Here is a 20,193-nt window from a genome sequence, read left to right on the forward strand (position 1 = left end):
CTCCGCGGGTGAACGCGCAGCCTACACCCGCGCTCTGCTGAGGCAAGCTGCGCAGGTAAGGTGGGAGCGACGCTCAGAGCTCGACGGGAGGATCTGAGGGCAAGCCGAGCAGCATCGAGCGGGCAGCGCCTACCAAGTAGGTCGAACCGGTGACGACGACCACGCCGCGTGGCCCCACTAGGTTCCGCGCGCGGGTCAGTGCTTCGGCCACGCTGCCCGCGACGTCGCCAGTGAAGCGTTCGGCGATTTCATGAGGATCCACGGCGTCAGCAACCGGGGGAGCGACAAACACCTTGTGCCCCGCCGTCGACTCCAGGCGACGCATCATCGCCCGCCAGTTCTTGCGCTTGACCGCGCCGAACACGAGGGCGACTTCGCGACGCGACTCGATCTCCCCAAGCAAGCTCGGATCGAGCACGTGGCTGAGCGCTACGGTGGCGTCCGGGTTGTGAGCGCAGTCGAGCAGCGTGAGATCTTGGTTGTTGCGGTGCAGGAGCTCGTTGCGCCCTGGCCAGACCGTATTCTCGATCCCCTTGAGCAGCGCGTCCGTACCGATCCCGAGCTCACGAGCGATGGTGTTCGCAACGGCTAGGTTCGAGCCGAACATGGCCAGGCGCGGGTAGGCGATGCGCGCGCCGGGAATGGGCTCCGCAGGACCAAGCTCCACGATTTCGGCGCCGACCTCTTTGACCCGTAGGTCGATCTGCTCGCGCGCGTCGGGATGGATGCGGCCGAGCACTACCTTGGTACCCGACTTGATGATCCCGGCCTTCTCCTTGCCAATCGCGGCTAAGGAGTCCCCGAGGTAGTTCATGTGATCGAAGGCAACGCGGGTGATCGCGGCGACCTTTGGTGGTGGGATCACGTTGGTGGCATCCAGGCGGCCACCAAGGCCGACTTCGAGCACTGCCAGATCCACCTCGGCGCGTGCAAACGCCAGGAACGCCGCGACCGTTGCCACCTCGAAGAAGGTGAGGTCCGGTCCCTTGTCCATCACCTCGGTCAACAACTCGACTAGCAGATCATCGCTAATCGGCTGGCCGTCGATCTGGATGCGCTCGGCGAAACGCGAGAGGTGTGGGCTGGTGTAGAGGCCCACTTTCTTGCCGGCGGCGCGTGCGGAGGAAGCCACGAACGCGCATACGCTGCCCTTGCCGTTCGTGCCGGCGACATGCACCGCGTCGAACGTTTCCTGCGGGTTGCCGAACTGGGCGCACACTTCCTCTACCCGTTCGAGCCCCAGCTTGGTGCCTCGCGGAACTAAGGCGTAGAGCCGTTCCAAAGTCTCTTTCAGGTCAGGCAATGCAGGACTCCAAATCTACAGCGCGTGGTGCCATAGCACACCTGGGGTGCTCGAAGGCAATCACTCCGCGGGATCGACTCGCGCGTCGCTCCTCATCGGGACCCAATAACTCCTCAGGGCTCCCAGGACATCCACCAAGCGCGGCTCCTGGTGGTTCGGCCTTGGACGGTCGGTCCGCTGGCAGTGTGGGGGGAGTAGGGGAGGCAATGCGCATGAGTCTGGGGGGCGCGGTGAGTAGCTCACAGCATGCCCGGGAAGCTCTTAGAATTACAGGCCTTTGATTCGATTCCAAGGCGAACGTGATGAGGCCACCAGCAGAGGGCGGCCGCGCGGGAGTCTGCGTGGGCGGCTGTTGGCGCTGTGGGATGCCAGCTCAAGGCCTGTCTCGGCTAATCTTGCGAGAGCCGAGTCCCCGCCTTGGGCATCACGAAGCCTGCAAAGCGACGAGAAGCTAGCCTCACTGTTGGTCGAGCCTCCCAGAGCCTTGCTATACGTTTAGACATGTACGGGGCGAACGTCGCGCTAACCGGAAGAGACGCCGAGATGGCTCGCTTGAAGCGAGCGCGAGATGATGTGGCGACCAGCTCCGAGGCACGCATCGTGACCTTGGTCGGCCCCACTGGAACCGGAAAGAGTCGCATCCTGGAGGAGCTGGCCCGAGAGCTTGCGGCGAGTTCGAGCTTGCCACGGGTGTTTCGTGGTCGTGCCCGGGAGGGTGCAGCGCCCTTCGCGGTGTTCGCGCGCCTCCTGCGCCATCGTTTCGGTGTCTACGAGGGACTCGACAAGGAGGCGGCACGCGGGCGTGTTCGCTCTGAGGTTGCTCGCGTTCTGGACGACCGAAAGGTCGAGGACGTCGCCCACTTCATGGGGCAGCTGATGGATCTCGACTTCCTGGAGAGCCCGCTCACACGCGCCCTGGCTGACGATCCGGTGCAGGCCCGCCTGGTCCAGCGTGCCGTTGTGAGGAACTTCTTCGAGAGCGACGCGGCCCAAGCGCCGATGTGTTTGGTCTTCGAGGACTTGCACTTCGCGGACGACGACTCGCTCGATCTGTTGCGTTACCTTGCGGAAAATATGATGGCCCCGATCCTCGTGCTGTGCACGGCCCGCTCGGAGCTACTCGCGAGGCACGAAGACTGGGGGACGATCGGCGGCGCTCGCCATCAGCTGATCGAGGTTGGGCCCCTTGGGCCAGAGGAGTCCGCGCAGGTGGCGAAGGCCATGCTGAGCCCTTGCGAAGGAGGCGCTCCAGAGGCGCTGGTTGAAGCGGCGGTGAACCTGGCCGGCGGCAACCCCGGGTTGCTCGAGCAGATGGTCCGTATTTTCCACGACGTCGGTGTGCTCACCGTCAAGGGCGACCCTCAAGATGGCCCCTGGGGAGTCAACCTGGATCGCCTCGCCAGCGCCCGGCTTCCACTCACCGTCGAGGACGCGGTGGCCGCACGCATCGCCGCGCTGAGCAATGAGCAACGCCGGGTGCTCGAGCACGGCGCCACGATGGGCAGCGTCTTCTGGCAGGGCGCTTTGCTCGCCCTCATGCGCATGGATAGTCCACCTCCGGATCTCTGGTCGGCGGATGCGGCGGACGACGAGGAACAGCTCGAACGCCTGCTTGGTGAGCTGATTGCCCGCGACTACCTGCTCAAGTTGCCCGACTCTGCGTTCCCCGGGGAAACGGAGTACGTCTTCAAGCACAACCTCGAGCGCGAGAAGGTGGCCAGCCTCACCAGCGCAGCGCTCTCCCGGCGCTATCACCAGACGATCGCGGACTGGCTGAGTCAGCAGGCGGGCACCAAGACCTCGGAGGAGAGCTTGGTGATGCTCGGCAAGCACCTGGAACGGGCGGGAGCGCGCATTCAAGCGGGTGAAGCCTACTTGCGCGCGGGCGATGTGGCGCGTTCGGGCTTTGGTTCAAAGAAGGCCGCGGATCACTTCTCGAAAGGGCTCGAGCTCCTGGGGGACACCGACGCACGGCGCCGCATCGACGCGCTCCACGACTACGGCGACGTGCTCTGGATCGCTGGTCGCAGCGACGAAGCCCAGGCGGCCTTTCGGCAGATGCAGCAGCTGGCCTTTCAGCTGAACCTCAAGGCCAAGGGGGGCGCGGCGCACAACCGCATCGGGCGCCTATTCCGCGACACCGGTGACTTACAGCGTGCCTTCGATCACCTGAACACGGGGCTCGGGCTGTTTTCAGCGGTAAACGACGAGCGCGGCGTTGCGGCGAGCCACGATGACTTGGGGAAGCTCCTGTGGATCAAGGGGGAGTACGCGGCGGCGCTGCGCGACATGAAGACCGCGCTGGAGATCCGGCGGAGGCTCGGAGATCGCCGCAGCATCGCGCTCAGCCTGAACAACATCGGCCTGGTGTGGATGGACCACGGGCGAGCCGCGAAGGCGCAGGAGGCGCTCGAAGCCGCACTCACTATCCGTAAGGAAATTTCGGATCCGATCGGTGTGGTGGAGACACTGGCGAATCTCGGTCGCATCGCGAAGCAGCAGGGAGATCTGCAGCGCGCCCTCGAACTCTTCGGTGAGGCCTACGATGTTGCGCGAGAAATGGGCGAAAAGGGTCGTATCGCCGTGGTGCTGACCTGCTTGGGCGACACGAAGACTGCACTGGGCGAGGCCGAACAGGCGCTGAAGCTCCTGAAGCAAGCCGAGCAAATCTGCGACGAATTGGGCGACAAGCTGAACCTAGGTGAGGTGAAGCGAGTGCTGGCTGACGCCTACCTGGCTCAAGATCAGCTGCGCCCCGCTCGCGAGTCGATCAAGCAGGCAGTCGATTTGTTCGGCCGCGTGCGTTCGAAGGCGCACCTGGCGATCGCGCTGCGAACGCTAGCCGACGTCACGGCTGCTGGCGCCTGGGGCGAGGGCCACGAAGGCAAAGCGGTCGACTACTACATGCGCTCCATCGCGCTCTGCAAAGAGATCGGAAACGAACTCGAAGAGGCGAAGAGCTATCGCGCGTTCGCGGCCTACGTCACCTCATCGCCGCACTACAAAGGCAACCAGGACATTCAGCGCGAGGCCGCACGCCTCAGCGTGATCGCCGACGAGATCTTCAAGCGTCATCGCATTGGGCCACTCGGTACGGATCCTGGCTCGATGCGCCCTCCAAGCGGCAGCATCCCGTAGACGGCTCGCCTCTCCCCCGAGAAATCCAGCGGATAGGCGCTGGCAGTCAACGCTGCGGGAAACGCGGGCGGTGTTGCTGTCTCGGCCCGATCTTGACGCGGGGGTGAGGACCGACGTAGCCCCAGCGCATGCAGCCCAAGGTCCTGTTGAAGCGAGTTGGTGAAGTCGAAGTTCCGTTGCCCCGCTATCAGACGCCGGAGAGCGCCGGCCTCGATCTGTGCGCTGCGCTGAAGGAAGCCGTAACGCTCGCGCCGGGCAAGCGGCAGCTGATCCCCACCGGTCTGGCGATGGCGATACCGCGCGGATATGAAGGGCAGGTGAGGCCACGTAGCGGTCTCGCGCTGAAGCACGGCATCTCCATCGTCAACTCCCCGGGCACCATCGACAGCGACTACCGCGGTGAGGTGGCGATCGTGTTGATCAACCTGGGCGAGGAGCCTTACGCCGTGGAGCCGCTTTCACGCATCGCCCAGCTGGTGATCGCGCCGGTGACCCAGGCGAGCCTGGAGCTCGCGTCGGAGCTCGATGACACCGAGCGCGGCGCGGGTGGCTACGGCTCGACCGGCGTCTGAAGCCCAGCTGACTGGGGCAGCTCGAGCTGTTCCCTGAGGTAGCCAGCTAGGCGCCGCTCTAGCTCTCGGCGCTCGATGTCTCGGGTGACGATGTGGCGGCTGCGTGGCAAGATGAGGATGCGCGTTTCCGCGCGGGTCATCGCGCGCGCCGCGAGATCCGCGTTTTTCATCGGGCACAGGCGATCCTGAGCGCCATGGATCAAGAACGTGGGGCAACGCACTTCGCTCAGCCGCTCCCGCAGGCGCTTGGCAGCCTCGTGAAGATCGACCGCCGCGTGCACCGGTTGCGAGGCGTAGGTGAGGTGATTCTTGCGAGCCACTGGATCGCCGAGATCGCTCGCGAGCTTGGGCAGCTGAAAGTCGGGTAGCCCTAGGCGGCCGGCCCAGTCGAGGGCACGCGCCGGAAATGGGCTGCGCAGCCACAGCGCGTTCGAGAGCAGTACCAGGCAGCGCACGCGCTCTGGATGGCGTAGCGCCAGCTCCAGCGCCAGCAAGCTGCCCATGGACAGGCCGGCGACGCACAGCGGTCGACTACCGCTCTTGGTGTACAGCTCACTCAGGTTTTGTTCAGCGCCGCGCAGCCAGTCGCTGAACCGTGTCTTAGCGAGATCATCAGGGTGGCTGCCGTGTCCAGGAAGCACCGGAGCGAGTCCCTGGAGCCCGAGTCCCTTGGCCACATCCATCAGAAGCTCGACTTCGACTGGTGTTCCGCCAAAGCCGTGTAGCGCCAAGATTGCCGGTGCGGATCCGCTCACCCGGCGCGTGCCAGGATCGCCCGTACCGAGCCAACCGTCGCGCTTGCCCTCAACCTTCCCCACGCTTGATGCCATACGCTCGAATCTTCTTGTGCAAGTTGGTGCGCTCGACCCCAAGGGTCACCGCTGCCTTGGAGATGTTCCAGTCGAATTCGACCAGCGTGTCCACGATATAAGCTCGCTCCGCAGCTTCCCGGTATTCCCGCAGTGACAGTCTCTCGCCATCGGGGCCAGTGATCTGCGGGGCATCCGCGCGGGCGGCCTCGCTCTCGGTGCCTGCGTCGTCGGTGTCCGCGTCATCGTCGAACGGCGAGACGTGCGGGTCTTCTGGGAGATCCGCGATCGTGATCACGTCACTCGAGAGGATCGCCGCCCGCTCCACCACGTTCTTCAGCTCCCGCACGTTACCTGGCCACTTGCGCTGCGAGAGCGCTTCGTACACCGCGGGGTCGATGCGCTTCTGCTTCAGCCCGTTGTCGTTACAGAAGCTGTTCACGAAGGCGTCTGCCAAGAGCCGCACATCGCCCGGTCGTTCGCGCAGCGCCGGAACCCGGATCGGGAACACGTCGAGTCGGAAGTATAAATCCTCGCGGAAGCGCCCTCCGGATACTTCTTTGGCTAGGTCCTTGTTCGTCGCCGCCAGCACTCGCACGTCGACGTTGATCACGTGTTCACTACCGACCCGGATGATCTCGCCGTTTTGCAGCGCGCGCAGCACCTTTGCCTGCGCCGAGAGGTCCATGTCGCCGATCTCGTCGAGGAACAGCGTGCCGCCGTGGGCCTGCTCGAAGAAGCCGCGCTTACGCGCCTGAGCGCCGGTGAAGCTGCCTTTTTCGTGGCCAAACAGCTCGCTCTCGATCAGCTCCTTGGGGATCGCCGCGCAGTTGACCTTAACGAACGGCGCGTCCATGCGCGGGCTCAAGCGGTGCACCGCGCGGCTCACCAGCTCCTTGCCAGTGCCGCTTTCGCCGGTGATCAACACGCTGGCGCGAGTCGGCGCGACCTTGTCGATGTCCTGAAACAGCTTCTGCATCGCAGGGCTGGTCCCGATCATCTCGTAGCGAGCCTCGAGCTCGCCGCGCATGGCCTCGACCGTGCGCGTCAGACGTGCCGTGCGGATACAGTTGCTGACGCTGACGAGTACACGCTCGCGATTCAGCGGCTTCTCGAAGAAGTCACTCGCGCCGAGCTTGATGGCGTTCACCGCGTCATGCACCGTCGCGTGGCCGCTGATCACGATCACGGGCAGGTCCTTGCTGGCGTCGTCGCCGCGGAGCTTCTCCAGCGCGTCGAGCCCGCTCATCCCCGGCAGCTTCAAGTCGAAAATCGCCAAGTCCACGGGCTGGCTCGGGTTGCCGATGGCATCCAACCCTTCCTCCGCGCTGCCCGCGGAGAGCACCTGATAGCCCTCACCGGTGAGCACCATCTCCAAAGTGCGGCGGATGTTCTTCTCGTCGTCGACGACCAGGACCGTGGGGGACACCTGGCTCAGCTCTTGGGGCTCGCTACTCATGTGCAAGCCCGATAGTTCAACAGCCAGCCAATTACTGCAACGCTCGCTCGCGTGAGCGCTCGCTCGCGGAGGGGGAGGGAGCGCGGGGGCGCGAGCGGGAGCGGGGGCTTTGGGCTCGTTCGCTTCGCGAGCCTCGCTGGGAGGGCGGGGGGGAGGGCGAGGCTCGCTCGCTTTAGCTCGCGAGCAAGGGCGGGGCTCGTTCGCTTCGCGAACATCGCGGCGGGGGCGGGGGCGTGTGCGGGTGCGGGGTGTTCGCTTGCGAACCTTGCAGCGTGTGAGGGTGGCGCTTCCGCACTTGGCGAAGCCCTCGCTCCCGCTCTCCAGGCGAAGCCCTCGCTCCCGCTCCCGCTCTCGCTCTCCAGGCGAAGCCCTCGCTCCCGCTCCCGCTCTCGCTCTCCAGGCGAAGCCCTCACTCCCGCTCCCGCTCGTCCGCGCGCTCTCGCCCGGATCGTGCCGCCGTGCTCGTCGCGGTCGAGGCCGGGGCCGTGCTCGCCATGCTCGGACTTCGTCCGGCGCGTGGCTGCGCGCGGTGCGGGCGGTGCCCGCAGCCTCGACCGCGCCTGCGCGCGGCGGCGCGGCGGGGGCGAAGCCCGCGCACTCGAGTGCGGGCGGAAAGGAACCCATGCTTCGCATCTATCCCGTCGTTCTTTCGTTGGTGGAGACCCTCTCGCCCCTCATTCGGCAACTGGAGCGCCACGACCCCGATCTCGCTCGCCAGTGTCGGCGGGCGCTTGCGAGCGCGCCGCTGAACCTCGCAGAAGGCAGCTACAGCCGCGGCCGCAACCGCAAGGCGCGCTACCACACCGCGCTCGGCTCTCTTAGAGAGGCGCTCGCTTGTCTGGAAGTTGGTACCGCCATGGGTTACCTCCCACCGGTCACACCCGCCCTACGCGCCGAGTTTGACCGCATCCTGGGCACCTTGGTGCGGTTGGTGGGCGGCCACTGAGTCCGGCTAAGCGGCTCCCCGCCCAGCGTGGGAGGGCAGCCGCTTGTAGATTACCTCGCGGAAATTTCTAGGCGTGCGTGAGCTTCCAAAGCACCGCGAGGATGTGCTCGAGGTGCGCGCGCACCGGCTCGCAGTCCGCCTCGCTCAGGTAGCCCCAAGCTTGCGCAACCTCCAGCGCGCTGCGGGTTTCGCTGGCGGACCCAGCGGCGCTCAAGTACCGCTGGCGGCGAGTGCCGCCGCTCGAGTGCGCGCCTTCGCCGAGATTCAGCGCGATACTCGAGGCGCTGCGGGAGATCTGCTTCGCAAGCGCGAGATCGAAGCGGCAAAGCCGCGGCATGAGGGGACGGAGGAGCGCAATAGCCTCCACGGCGCTCGCCTGAATTCGCAATGACATGGTCGTCTTTCCTTTCTGCCCCATCGGCGGGGCTCGCCCCCGAGACCCCGACGAAAGGGGCAGGGACGGGGACGGGGCCTGCGAGCGGGGTTGGGCCTGGGTCTGGGTCTGGGTCTGGGTCTGGGTCTGCGTCTGGGTCTGCGTCTGGGCCTGCGACCACGATCGCGGCAAGCGCCAGTGCCAGGCGCAGCCTGGCGCGCGCTTGCCCAAAGCCTCAACGCCAACCACCATAACCCCACGGAAGCGGCCGCGCGCGAGCGCGCCGCGAAGCCTCAACCCATCAAGCCACCCGCCCACAACGTAGCGGCCGCGCGCGAGCGCGCCGCGCTCACCGTCGCGGACGGAGCCGCTGACCCAGCCCCAGTCGCTGACCCGGGCCCAGCCCCTTTCCCCGACGCTGGCCCAGCCCCAGCCCCTGACCCAGCCTCAGTTCCTGATGCTCGGCTCTGCCCCTTCGAGCCCCGGCTCTTCTTCCTCAATGCCCGCGCCCGGGCCCTCGCCCTCCGGCGCCTTCGGCACAGGATCCGGCAGTGCCACCGCGGCGGTGGTCGGGTCCAAGCCCATTTGCTTGAGGAAGTTGCGCGCCGGCAACGTGAACGGGCTCGCGGGGTACTGCTGCAAGACTCGACGGAAGGAAGCTTCGGCGAGCTTCTTCTTCTTCATCTTCAGGTATGTCTCGCCCAGCAGCACCATGGCTTCCGCTTCCAGGCCCGAGCCTTCGAAGTTTCTGAGAGCGTACTGGGCGCGGGCGACTGCGGCTTCGAACCGGTCCTCTCGCAGATAGAACCGGGCGACGTAGAGTTCGTGGCGCGCGAGCAGGCCAGTGACCACCTCGAGCATGTAGTCGAGCTCGCGGCGATCCTCGTGGCCGGGAAAATCAGCGAGGAACTTGTTCAGCTCCACGTAGGCGTCGCTGACGTTCGCCAGATCGCGTTCCTCCAAGGGAGGCAGCAAGAAGGTGTCGGACGTCTGTGCGAACAGGCCTTTGACGATGCGTAGGCGCGCGTAGGGCACCTCCGGGTCGTTCGGGTAGTCGCTGACGAACGCTTTGTAGCCGGCGATCGCCTCCGCGTACTTGTCCTGGTGGTAGGCCGCGTCCGCGATGCGGAGTTCGGCTAGCCGGGCGTAGCGGGTGTAGCCGTAGTTGCGCCGGATCTCTTCGAACAGCAGGACGGCTTGCTCCCAGTCCTTGTCGAAATACGCTTCCAGGGCTTCCTCATAGGCGCGTCGGGCGTTCTCCGTGTACTCGAGCGGATTTTCCGCAGGGCGCGCCGGGGTGCAGCCCATCGCCGAAAACAGCGCCGAACCCGCCACCAACGCCACGCTCACAGCGCGGAGGAGCGGGCGGCGGCCGGACCGCCACACTTTGCTGGTGGCTTTGGCCGGTTGCTCGAGGTCTGAAAGGCTACGCATCTGCGCCGGGGGATTAGCGTTTCGGGGCAGGGAGAGCAAGTACGAGCGCGGCGCGTGGGACGGAAGCGATAGCGGGGTTTGCCCAAGCGGGGGACTGCGGGTAGAAGTGGCGGGGTTATGGCTGAATCGTTTCCAATGACGCCCCAGGGTGCAAAGAAGCTCAAGGAGGAGCTGCAGCGCCTCAAGGAAGAGCGCCCCAAGATCTCCCGCGACATCGAGACCGCTCGTGAGCACGGGGATCTCAAGGAGAACGCCGAATATCACGCGGCGAAAGAGCGCCAAGGGATGGTCGAAGCCCGGCTCAAGGACATCGAGGCCAAGCTGGCGCTGTCGGAGATCATCGATCCCACCAAGCTCAGCGGTGATCGCATCAAGTTTGGCGCGACCGTCACGCTGTCGAATATCGATACAGGCGAGGAGCTCAAGTATCAGATCGTCGGCGCAGACGAGGCGGACATCGATGAGGGCACCATCAGCATCTCGGCGCCCCTCGCCCGCGCGCTGATTGGCAAGGAGACCGGGGACGAAGTTCGTGTGACGATGCCGGCTGGCCAACGGGTTTTCGAGGTCGTGGACGTCGAGTTCGTTTAGCGCCGTTTCGTGGCTGATTGACGCCCAACCATGGCGAACCAAAGACCAGCGAGCGCGGCGCCGCGGCCGCGCCCCGCGCGGAGCCCGCGTGGGGCGCGTTTCCTCGCGGTTTTAGATGTCACCGCCACTGGGATCGGCGCCGCGTGGCTGGTGCTCGCGCTCGAACTCTGTGCCGTCACGCTGCTCGGTCAGCGGCGCTTCGCCAGCGTGTGGGAGATCCAGTTTGGTTCTCTGTGGCTGGCGCCAACGGCGCTGGGTCTGGCGGGGGCTTGCGGGGTCGCGGGCGCGGGTCTGGGCAGTCTGCTGAGGCGGGATTCGCTGGCCGCTCGCCGCCTCTTCGCGTCGCTGATCGGACTAGGTGCAACCGCGGCGGCGTGGTCCGTGGGCGGTGGCCGACACCTGGCTGAGCCGGTCAAACGCTTCGGCTTCGCGGCCGTGGTTGGGCTCGTCGGCGGGCTCGCGGTGCTGTGGATTGCGGCCCGCGCGGCACGCCTCGCGCGCACGCGCCCTTGGGTTTTGCGCGGCCTCGGTTGGCTGGTGGTTGTCGCATGCGAGGTGGTCAACGCGAGCGTCCTGGTGCGCCTGTACCCAGGTTTTCACGCTAGCCTGGCGATCACCGCGCTGCTTCTCGCCGCTGCAACCGCGGTGGCGAGCCGGGCTGAAAGCGCTTCTGCGACTCCAAGAAAGTACCGACTTCTGGGCTATTTCGGCGTTTGGGTGATGAGCCTCGCCCTGGCAACGCTCTCGGCCCAGCGCCTGTCGACGTTCGACAACTATCGCATGGTGCTGCTCGACCGTGCGCCACTGCTTGGGCAGGCGGTGCTGGTCGCCGGCCGCCTGGCTCCGCCGCCGCCCATCAGCGCGGACTGCGACGGTGCCGATTGCTGGCGTCAGCTGAAGAGCGAAGGCCTGAGCCGTGAGGCGCGTGGCGCTTCAAGCCTCGACTGGCGCGGTCACGACGTGCTCCTGATCAGCATCGACGCGCTGCGCGCCGATCACGTCGGCGCGTACGGCTACGAGCGCACAACGACCCAACACATCGACGCGCTCGCGACTGGAGATCGCGACCACAGGGGCGTCGTCTTCAACTGGGCCTATTGCCCAACTCCCCACACGTCGTACTCCGTGACGAGCTTGATGACGGGCAAGTACATGCGCCCGCTCTTGCTTCAGGGCGCTGGCGCTGACTCCGACACCTGGGCTGGGATCCTGCGTACCTACGGTTTCCGTACGGCAGCATTCTATCCCCCCGCGGTGTTCTTCATCGACGGTGATCGCTTCCAGCCTTTCATGCAGTCGCAGCTCGGTTTCGAATACGCGAAGCAAGAGTTCTTGGAGGGAGAGGGGCGCGTCAAGCAGGTCACGAGCTACCTCGATGGTCAGCAGGAAGATCAGCGACTGTTCGTTTGGGTGCACTTGTTTGGCCCTCACGAGCCCTACGAGGCGCACCCTGGGCTGGGCTTTGGTGATCGCGATATCGATCGCTATGACTCGGAGATCGCTGCGGCGGATCGCACCGTCGGGCAGCTGGTTGAAGCGATGCGCAAGCGTCGCCCCGGCAGCATCGTGATCGTCACCTCCGATCACGGTGAAGAGTTCGGCGACCACGGCGGTCGCTACCACGGCAGCAGCGTCTACGAGGAGCAGGTGAGGGTGCCGCTCGTGGTCTCGATCCCGGAGCAGCGCGGGAGTGAAACGGCAGCCTCCCCCCCAAAAACCAGCACCCGAGTGAATGAAGTGGTGCAGACAATCGACCTCCTGCCGACAGTGCTTGGGGCACTGGACGTGCCGATCCCACCGCGGGTGCGCGGGCGTGATCTAAGCCCAGTGATCGCTGCGGCGCGCAAGGCGCCGGCGAAGGATTCGCGACCCGCAGGCGGCTTCGCGCTCGTGGAGACGGACGCCCAGAGCTTGCTTGCCGAAGGTAGTCAGCGGTTGATTTGCGAGCGCCGCCTTGGGGCGTGCCAGCTGTTCGACCTGAATGGCGACCCCCAAGAGAAGCGCCCGGTGGACGACCCAACTCGGCGAGAGGCGTTGCAAAAGCGCCTTAAGCAGCTGGGGGCAAGCCACGGGCGCTTCGAACAGAGCGGACGGCGAGCTGAAGGCAAGGGTTGGCCCGCAGCAATTCTGCGCGGAATGAGCGGAGACGGCGACGCGGCGCCGGAGATCGCGGCGCTGCTCGACGACGCGGACGTGGAGATCCGGCGAAAGGCAGCTGAAATCCTGTTCGAACTCGGTCGAGCGGAGAGCGCAAGCAGCCTCGAGCTAGCCGTGCGCAGGGATGAAGACGAGAGGGTCAAGCGTTGGTCCGCGCTGGCCTTGACGCGTCTCGGGCGTGGCGCTCCACTGACCTTCGAGCTGGTCAAAGGGGACGACTCCGAGTGGCGTCGCTTGGCCGCTTTGGCGCTGGCAGAGTCCGGAGACAAACGGGGCGAAGCGATCTTGATTGCCTGGTGGAAAGACGAAGAAGCGCGTGATTTTACGCGTTCTCAGCAAATCTTGGCGGCTCTAGGCCACTTGCGCTCGGAGGACGCCGTCTGGCCCTTCGTGCAATCCCTGGACGACGTGCGCCTGCGCCCCTACATCGCGCGCGCGCTGGCACAGATCGGCGAAGACGTGGCGCGCGTGCCCCTCGCAAAGGCGCTCTCCAAGGAGCGCTATCAGAGCGCGCGGGTGGCGCTCACCGAGTCTTTGGTGGAGCTTGGAGCGACCGCGGAACTGGTCGAGCCCCTCAAGCATTTCCTCGGGGTACCAGATCCCTTGGCTGGTGGCGTCGGGTTTGCCCGCGAAGCGAAGATCTTGGACCGCCTGGGTGGCCCCGATGGTCGACACCTCGCGAAGCTCGAGAAGCAGGCTGGGCTCGGGGTTCAGCTGCTCCTGGTCGTGCCCAAAGGTGGCAACGGCAAGGGCGTCCGGGCGCTCGTTCGGGCACAGAGCGAGGCGGGAGGTAAAGTGTATATCGGGCCCGAACAGGTAGTGCTCAAGTACGACCGTCACGGCGTGCCGCGCAGCCCGAAGGACCTGCCGCGGATCAACTACGACCAGGCGACGGTGCTCGAGGTCCCTGCGAGCACTGCTCCCGTGGAGGTCTGGTCTCAGCTCGGCGACGCCGTCGGGGCCAAACCGGGCAAGCCCGTGAACGTCGTCGTGTTTGCGGAGCGCGGGGTCAGCCTGCTTGGCCTGGCGCTGGTCCCGCTCAGCGACGAGCTGCCGCCTCCGCCCCCCAAGCCCTGGAAACCTGGTCAAAAAGAAGAATAGGCGGGGGTGGGGGAGAGGGAACGCTGAGAGGCTTCCCAGAGGCCCCGATGATGCTATACGGGCGCCGGTGGCAGAGCAGAAGAAGAAGTCGTCCCGCCGCGCTCAGCGCCGCGCCCGTGAAGAACAAGAGCTGAAGAGCTCGAAGGCGAAGAAGCGCGCCGAGGTCGAGGCGGAAGAAGAGGACACCGAGGACGCAGACTCGGAAGACGAAGCCGACGACGAATCGGAGGACGACGCCGAGTCCGACGAGGAGGAGGCGGAGGAAACCTCGGACGACGGCGAAGAAGACTCCGAAGAAGAGGAAGAGGACATTCGCAAGATCCGCGACCGCAACAAGCGGTTGCGAGCGAAGGCCGCCGCCAAGCGCCGTCAGCGTCGCCGTCAAGAAGCCGCGCAGGCCGTGGGCCTCGACGCCGGTGAGATGGTCGACGACGTGTTGGCGCGCTCGAGCGCCAAAGCCGGTCGCTTCATCAAGAACAACTTCAAGGTGCTGCAGTGGGTCATCATCGTGGGCCTCGTTGGCACCGTCGGTTGGTACGTCTACAGCTACGTCCACAAGCAAGAGGAAGCCAAGGCGACGGATGCCCTGATGAAGGGTATCCGCGCGGAAAATGGCTCCACCGAAGACCAGCAGCAGCTGCCTGAAGAGATGGGCGTGCAAACCTTCAAAGACCATCAGGCGCGCTTGAAAGCCGCTGAAGAAGCCTATCGCGAGGCACTGAAGGACGCGGCGGAACCCGCCGGGCAAGCGCTCGCCCACCTCGGCCTGGCTGGCGTGCTCTTTGACCAAGCCAAATACGAGGACGCAAAGGCGGAGTACGAGAGCGTGCTCGGCTCGGCGCTCTCCGGCGTGGACCTCGACGTGCAGGCTCGCGCGACGGAAGGCGCGGCGCTCTCGGTTGAAGCCAAGGGCGACAAGAAGGCCGCTCTCGAGCTGTACAAGAAGCTCGAAGGCATCGAAGGCTACAAGCCCCTCGGTCAGTACCACCAGGCTCGTCTGGCGCTTGAAGCGGGGGACAAGGAAGGCGCCAAGAAGCTGCTGCTCGAGGTGAACGAGAAGCTGCGCGACGACAAGTTCGCCCGCCAGGGCTACGTCTACGGCATGAGCTTGCAGATGCTTGCGGCTCTCGACCCCCAGGCGGCCGAAGAGGCGCAGAAGAAGATCGTCGAGAGCCCGGAAGAGCAGCTGAAGAAGCTTCAAGAGATGGAGGAGCGCCTGAAGAACCTGCAGGGCCCAGCAGGAGACATCCTGAAGAAGCTTGGCATCGGTCCTGACGGCAAGCCGCTCAAGCCAGCTCCGAGCGGTACACCCGCTCCCGCTCCCGCTCCTAGCGGAGGCGAGTGAAGCGCCTCGGGCTCGTCGCCGCACTGCTCTTCAGCGTCGGCCTTCCGGCGTGCGAGGCGGTGCGAACCGGCGCCAACCCCGAAGTGCCCAACTGGGCCCATCGCCCAAGCTGGGCGATCGAAGTGGAGTACCGGCGCACGCTGCTGGCGGAGAGCCGCAAGGTGGGCGAGCCGTACGAACGGGGTCAGCCGGAGATCGACGTTGCGGGGCGACGGGTGTTCGTCGGCTCGAGCGATCACGGGCTCTACGCACTGAACGCCGTGAACGGCGACACGCTCTGGCGCTTCGAGACGCTGGGGCCTGTGCAGTGCGAGCCGCTCTACGATCCAGAGGAAGATGTCGTCTACTTCGGCAGCAACGACGGCGCGCTGTACCGCGTTCGGGCGCGTGACGGGAAGCTCCTGTGGCGCTTCATGTCGAACGCCGAGATCAACAAGCGGCCGGTGCTCTACAACGGCTTGCTGTACGTCGTGAACGCCAACGACACGTTACTCGCCATCGAGCCGAGCTCAGGCAAGGTGCGCTGGGGACAGCACCGCGCGCCCGCACTCGGGATGGAAGTGGCGGGGCACTCCGGAGTGCTCGTGTGGCAAGGCCTGGCGTATCTCGCGTACAGCGACGGCAACGTCATCGCGTATGACGCGAAGACGGGCGAGGAGCGCTGGCAGCCCGTCGACCTCTCGGCGGAGGCCGAGCAGCTGCTTGGAGACGTACCCCAGTACCTCGACGTGGACACCACGCCGGAGGCGCTGGTGCTGCCCGACGGTCCGGCGATTGGGGTCGGAAGCTACGAAGGCGGCGTGTACGCGCTAGACGCCGAGACGGGCAACCAGCTGTGGTCCAACCCGGCGATTGCTGGCGTTACGGATCTCATGCACTGGCAAGAGCCGGGGCACCCGGATCCTCAAGGCGGCCCAGCCATCGAGGCGCGCGATCTGCTGATCGCTTCGACCGGAACCAGTGGTCTGTGGGCGCTCGAGCCCGCGACCGGCGAAACGGTGTGGCATCGAGATTTGCCGGACGGCGGTGTTTCGCGCCCGGTGCCGATTGCCGGTGCGCTGCTGTTCTCGACGTCTCAGCGCGGGCTCTACCTGGTTTCGCCTTTGAATGGGGGCGTCATCGATGGGATCCACACGGGCATGGGACTCTCGATGGCTCCTGCCGCGCACGGTAACCGTGCGTTTGTGCTGACCAACGAGGGGAAGTTCCTAGCGCTGCACGTCAGTGCTCCGGGCCGCTGAACGGCGCGTCCAAAGCAGGACGCCGTTCACCGTCTTGGTGTGCTTCCAGCCATCCACGCGTAGGCCGTAGTAGACCAGCGGCGACGTGAGGCTGCCTGAAGCGAACACTTCGGGCGGCGCTTCACCTTCTGCGGCACTCAAGAGTTCAGCGTCGGTGAGCAGCTTGTAGCGCTCGCGTTCTTCAGCAGAGACGCGCGAACCGACGATGCGGGTGAAGGGGGAGTCGGCGGCCCGCACCCGCGGGCTCCGGGATGCCACGAGATAGCTTGGCTGTGAGCTCGAGACGCTCGCGCCAGCGGCGAGCGCGTCTATCGCCTTAGCCACTTCGTCCTCTTTGGCTGGGCGACGGGGCGAGTCGAGCGCGGCGTAGCTCATGCAGAATGATATTGCCGCAGGGATACAGAGTAGGGTCGCCCCGACAAGCAGCGGCTTGCTCGACCGGCTGAGGGCGATCGCGCAAGCGACAGCGAGAAACGGCAAGACGAGTACGAAGTATTGAGCGTGCGGCTTGACGGGGATGAACGCGGTGAGTGCCGTGACGCCGCCAAGCGCAAGGTAGCGCCGCGCCACGCCTGGCAGGTTGGAGTAGCCAATCACGCAGCCCACCACGAGCGCGGCGAGCAAGGAGTTCTGAGTCGAGAAGGGACTGCCGATGGTGCCCAGACCGAAGAGCTCCGACAGCGCAGAGCGCGCGTAGTACCAGCTACGCTCACCGCCTGGGTACAAGCCGTGGAAGGTCACGTTGTCGAACCAAAACCTGCTCGGTGAGAGCACAGCGAGCAGCAATGCGGGAGAACAGCCGAAGGCAAGGCCGCTCCCAAAGCGCGCAGCGCTTCGCAACCGACTGCTCGAAGCAATGTCGGCGTTTGCCGCGAACCAAGCGAGGGGCAGGGCTAGCGGAAGGAACGTTGCGCGACACAAGATGCACGCGCCGAGCAGCGCGCCGCCTGCCGCGAGGCGTGCGGTCGACTTGGCGTGCAGCGTGACCGCGCTCGCTGCCATCGCGAAGAACAGCGCCGGAGCGAGCGATTTGGCAGGCGTGAGCCAGAGCGGGCAAAGTGGATTGGCAACCAGAAGCAGCAGCGCGGCGACTGCGGCGAGTCGTCCCGCGTGCTTGCGGGCAACGTGGAAGACGACACCTAGCGTGAGCGAAGCCATCAGCCAGGGCAGCACTCGGCCGGCGCTCATGCTGCTACCGAGGACCGCTTGAGCGGCGCCATACAGGTACGGGGTCCCAGGTAGCTGGGGAAACGCAAAGTGAACATAGGGCAGCTCGCCGTGCATCACGCGCTGTGCCGCGAGCAGGTAGACGCCTTCATCATCGTCGGTCACGCGCCACTGGCTGAACCACCAAAGGTAGAGCGCCGCCGCAACCACGAGCAGGTAGTCCGCGCTTGCGCCGAGGCGCCGCAGCCACCCCACGAGATGGGTGCGCCGTGCATCCGGGGGGAAGCTCATAGTTACTCGAAGGTGGCGCCTGCCTGAGACAGCACCCGGCGCACTACAGCATTCGCGTTGAGCACCTGTAAACGCACCTCTGGATGCGCTCTCTGCCAAACGCTAAAAATCTCCTGGGCGAATCCAAGTCCGACGCCATCGACGCCCTTGAAGTCGAGGCGTACGTCTCGCAACGTCTCCATGCCGCGCAGCAGCGCCTGTGCTTCCGCACGCGAGACGAACCGCGCGCCGTGCTCAAACAGCTTCACATGGCCGGTCGCGCTGAGTGGGCTACTGCCTGGCAGTGTGGAACGCTGAAGATCCCGCCACTCCGCTTCAGTAAGTGGATCTAGCTCGCAGCGCGCCGTCGTACCGACGCTGCCAGGCGCCTCACTCAAGAGCTGATCTCCGCGGCGGTTGTCTTGCACCCAGCACAGGCCGTTCGCGACCAACTCGAAGCGCTGACACGCTGCAGCCACCAGGAACAGCCCGCGACCGAAATGGGCCGCTGGTTGAGTCGTGAGCGGGCCCTTGGAGAGCGCGAACAGCGCGTCCAAGTCGCTCGGCAGCTTCAAGCGCTCGCGGATCCGCGTAAACAGCCCCAGGCCAGTATCGCGAATCTCGAAGCGGATCAGGTTGGGGTGAGAGCGGCAGCGCAGCTCGGCGGAGGCCGCGGCGGCGTGGGATTCAGCATTGCTCAGGAGCTCTACAAAGCAGGCGCGCGTGAGCTCTTCTGCCGCCTGGGTTGCTTCCTCAGGGATCAGCAGATCACGCACCGCGCTCCAGGTTCCTGCCACATCGGGGTCCGCCAGATCGACGCGGAAAGCCCCGGGGGGCGACTTCGGTAAGTAGTAGCGCGTCGCTCGGGCGCGACCCGTGACGGCGAGCTCGCCACTTTCTACCAACGCCCGTAGGTGACGGTGCACAGCCTGCCGGGTGTAGTTGGTCTTTTCGCTAATTTCCGTGCAGTTAATAGAGCCGTGTTTCCGCGCGAGATCGAGCAGGAGAGGGCGCAAGTCGCTCATGGTTGAATCGTAAAATCGTCAACGACGAATGGGCAAGCTCGAATCGTAAAATCGCAATCGCTGATTCCGAAAATCCTAAATCGTCAAATCGTAACCGTCGTCGCATGCATCACAAATCGCAAATTCGTAAACGCTGACCATCAGAGCGCCGCTTTTCTCAAAATCGTAAAATCGTAAAAGCAAGGGCGTGCGCCGGCGATTGATTGGCCGTGGCCTCGACGACCTGAGTTCATCTCAGGGATATGGCGAGTGACGCCGGGATTCTCGGCGCGAACCTCGCGCGCGGACCGACGGTTGTTGCGTGACGACTCGTCGGTCGGTCCAGTCAGCAACCGTGGCACTGTGGCTGTGCGCTGCCACTTCGGGTTCTCCACGGAGCTTGGGTTGAGTGGGCTGGCTGGACCGGCTTGAGTTCGATGATGTGTGCTGAGTGACTGGACGAAGTTCGACGTGTAGTGGCCGACGCTTGATGAGGCGGTCTAGCTGTCAGGGGCACCTCACCCCCAAACCCACACGCAACTTCGCATAAGATAGATTATGTTAACTAACGGCTGCGGGTTTTGCGGGGAAAACGGTGGTTTCCCGTCGGCCCACGGTCTTATGCGGGACACGCGGCGCCTCAGTCGTCGCTCACCGAAACCAGCAGCTGGCGCTCGCCCAAGAGTGCCTCGAGTGCAGCCACGCTCTGCTCCACACTCAGCTGGTCGGTACGCAACGCCAGCTCTGGATGGAGCGGCGCCTCGTACGGAGCGGAGATCCCGGTGAAGTCGCTGAGCTTTCCAGCGCGCGCCTTGGCGTAGAGTCCTTTTGGATCTCGCGCCTCACAGACGTCGACGGGCGCATCCACGTGGACCTCCAGGAACTCACCAGGTCGCATCAGCTCCCGAGCGCGGTCTCGGTCCCCCCGATATGGCGAGATGAAGGCGCTGATCACGATGGCGCCCGCGTCCACGAACAGTGCCGTGACCTCTCCAACTCGCCGGATGTTCTCGCGGCGATCCTCTGGGGAGAAGCCGAGGTCGCTGTTCAGACCATGCCGGAGATTGTCGCCGTCGAGCACGTACGCGAAGATGCCGCGCTCTACAAGGCGGCGCTCCAGGGCCCTCGCCAGCGTGCTCTTTCCCGACGCGGACAACCCCGTGAGCCAAACCGCCGCCCCCTGGTTGCGATGCAGGCTACTGCGCAATTCCCGGCTGACACTCGCGGCGTGCCACTTGATGTTTGAGTCCGCCATCGCCCTGCCCTTCGCTTCGATGGTTTCC

15 protein-coding genes are annotated in these 20,193 nt (G+C 65.4%); 7 read left to right on the forward strand and 8 right to left on the reverse strand.

Going from position 1 to position 20,193, the window contains the following annotated elements; genetic code table 11:
• Window positions 1-73 precede the first annotated feature (73 nt).
• The gene (locus H6718_15330; protein MCB9586772.1) at window positions 74-1,303 is read right to left on the reverse strand and encodes a bifunctional folylpolyglutamate synthase/dihydrofolate synthase; all 1,230 of its coding nucleotides are present in this window, start codon (window positions 1,301-1,303) and stop codon (window positions 74-76) included.
• 501 nt (window positions 1,304-1,804) lie between these two features.
• Between H6718_15330 and H6718_15335 the strand changes: the two genes are divergently transcribed.
• Together H6718_15335 and dut are read left to right on the forward strand one after the other, a co-directional pair.
• Window positions 1,805-4,441: a tetratricopeptide repeat protein gene (locus H6718_15335; protein ID MCB9586773.1), complete on the forward strand. Its 2,637-nt coding sequence runs from the start codon at window positions 1,805-1,807 to the stop codon at window positions 4,439-4,441.
• 128 nt (window positions 4,442-4,569) lie between these two features.
• A complete protein-coding gene (gene dut / locus H6718_15340; protein MCB9586774.1) occupies window positions 4,570-5,013 on the forward strand; it encodes a dUTP diphosphatase in 444 nt (147 codons plus the stop codon).
• Here the strand turns inward: dut and H6718_15345 are convergent.
• Both H6718_15345 and H6718_15350 read right to left on the reverse strand, forming a co-directional pair.
• The gene (locus tag H6718_15345) at window positions 4,992-5,831 is read right to left on the reverse strand and encodes an alpha/beta fold hydrolase (GenBank protein MCB9586775.1); all 840 of its coding nucleotides are present in this window, start codon (window positions 5,829-5,831) and stop codon (window positions 4,992-4,994) included. The two genes, dut and H6718_15345, sit on opposite strands and share 22 nt — an antisense overlap.
• Window positions 5,818-7,281 (reverse strand): sigma-54-dependent Fis family transcriptional regulator, encoded by a 1,464-nt coding sequence (locus H6718_15350; GenBank protein ID MCB9586776.1) that lies wholly within the window; start codon window positions 7,279-7,281, stop codon window positions 5,818-5,820. The genes H6718_15345 and H6718_15350 overlap by 14 nt, the downstream gene beginning before the upstream one ends.
• A 622-nt stretch (window positions 7,282-7,903) precedes the next feature.
• On the opposite strand from H6718_15350, the gene H6718_15355 reads away from it, so the two are divergent.
• Window positions 7,904-8,227: a four helix bundle protein gene (locus H6718_15355; GenBank protein ID MCB9586777.1), complete on the forward strand. Its 324-nt coding sequence runs from the start codon at window positions 7,904-7,906 to the stop codon at window positions 8,225-8,227.
• A 67-nt stretch (window positions 8,228-8,294) separates the two neighbouring features.
• Here H6718_15355 and H6718_15360 read toward each other — a convergent pair whose 3' ends face one another.
• Both H6718_15360 and H6718_15365 read right to left on the reverse strand, forming a co-directional pair.
• Window positions 8,295-8,621, reverse strand: a complete 327-nt coding sequence (locus H6718_15360) for a four helix bundle protein (GenBank protein ID MCB9586778.1) — start codon at window positions 8,619-8,621, stop codon at window positions 8,295-8,297.
• A gap of 426 nt (window positions 8,622-9,047) precedes the next feature.
• Window positions 9,048-10,034: a tetratricopeptide repeat protein gene (locus H6718_15365; protein MCB9586779.1), complete on the reverse strand. Its 987-nt coding sequence runs from the start codon at window positions 10,032-10,034 to the stop codon at window positions 9,048-9,050.
• A 117-nt stretch (window positions 10,035-10,151) separates the two neighbouring features.
• On the opposite strand from H6718_15365, the gene greA reads away from it, so the two are divergent.
• The 4 genes from greA (at window position 10,152) to H6718_15385 (ending at window position 16,469) form a co-directional block, all read left to right on the forward strand.
• Window positions 10,152-10,625, forward strand: coding sequence for a transcription elongation factor GreA (greA, locus tag H6718_15370; protein MCB9586780.1), 474 nt, complete (start codon window positions 10,152-10,154; stop codon window positions 10,623-10,625).
• Between the two features lie 30 nt (window positions 10,626-10,655).
• Window positions 10,656-13,883 carry a sulfatase-like hydrolase/transferase gene (locus H6718_15375; GenBank protein ID MCB9586781.1) on the forward strand — a complete coding sequence of 1,076 codons (3,228 nt, stop codon included), beginning with the start codon at window positions 10,656-10,658 and terminating at the stop codon, window positions 13,881-13,883.
• Between the two features lie 67 nt (window positions 13,884-13,950).
• Window positions 13,951-15,228 carry a tetratricopeptide repeat protein gene (locus tag H6718_15380; protein MCB9586782.1) on the forward strand — a complete coding sequence of 426 codons (1,278 nt, stop codon included), beginning with the start codon at window positions 13,951-13,953 and terminating at the stop codon, window positions 15,226-15,228.
• A 23-nt stretch (window positions 15,229-15,251) separates the two neighbouring features.
• The gene (locus H6718_15385; protein ID MCB9586783.1) at window positions 15,252-16,469 is read left to right on the forward strand and encodes a PQQ-binding-like beta-propeller repeat protein; all 1,218 of its coding nucleotides are present in this window, start codon (window positions 15,252-15,254) and stop codon (window positions 16,467-16,469) included.
• Here the strand turns inward: H6718_15385 and H6718_15390 are convergent.
• The 3 genes from H6718_15390 to cysC all read right to left on the reverse strand — a co-directional run bounded on the left by H6718_15390 (window position 16,437) and on the right by cysC (window position 20,165).
• Entirely contained in the window at window positions 16,437-17,927 is a 1,491-nt protein-coding gene (locus tag H6718_15390; protein MCB9586784.1) for a glycosyltransferase family 39 protein, read from the reverse strand. The genes H6718_15385 and H6718_15390 overlap by 33 nt on opposite strands.
• A gap of 2 nt (window positions 17,928-17,929) precedes the next feature.
• A complete protein-coding gene (locus tag H6718_15395; GenBank protein ID MCB9586785.1) occupies window positions 17,930-18,931 on the reverse strand; it encodes a winged helix-turn-helix transcriptional regulator in 1,002 nt (333 codons plus the stop codon).
• A gap of 619 nt (window positions 18,932-19,550) precedes the next feature.
• A complete protein-coding gene (gene cysC, locus H6718_15400) occupies window positions 19,551-20,165 on the reverse strand; it encodes an adenylyl-sulfate kinase (GenBank protein ID MCB9586786.1) in 615 nt (204 codons plus the stop codon).
• Window positions 20,166-20,193 lie beyond the last annotated feature (28 nt).

The organism is Polyangiaceae bacterium (assembly GCA_020633205.1).
Taxonomy (GTDB): Bacteria; Myxococcota_A; Polyangia; order Polyangiales; family Polyangiaceae; genus JAHBVY01.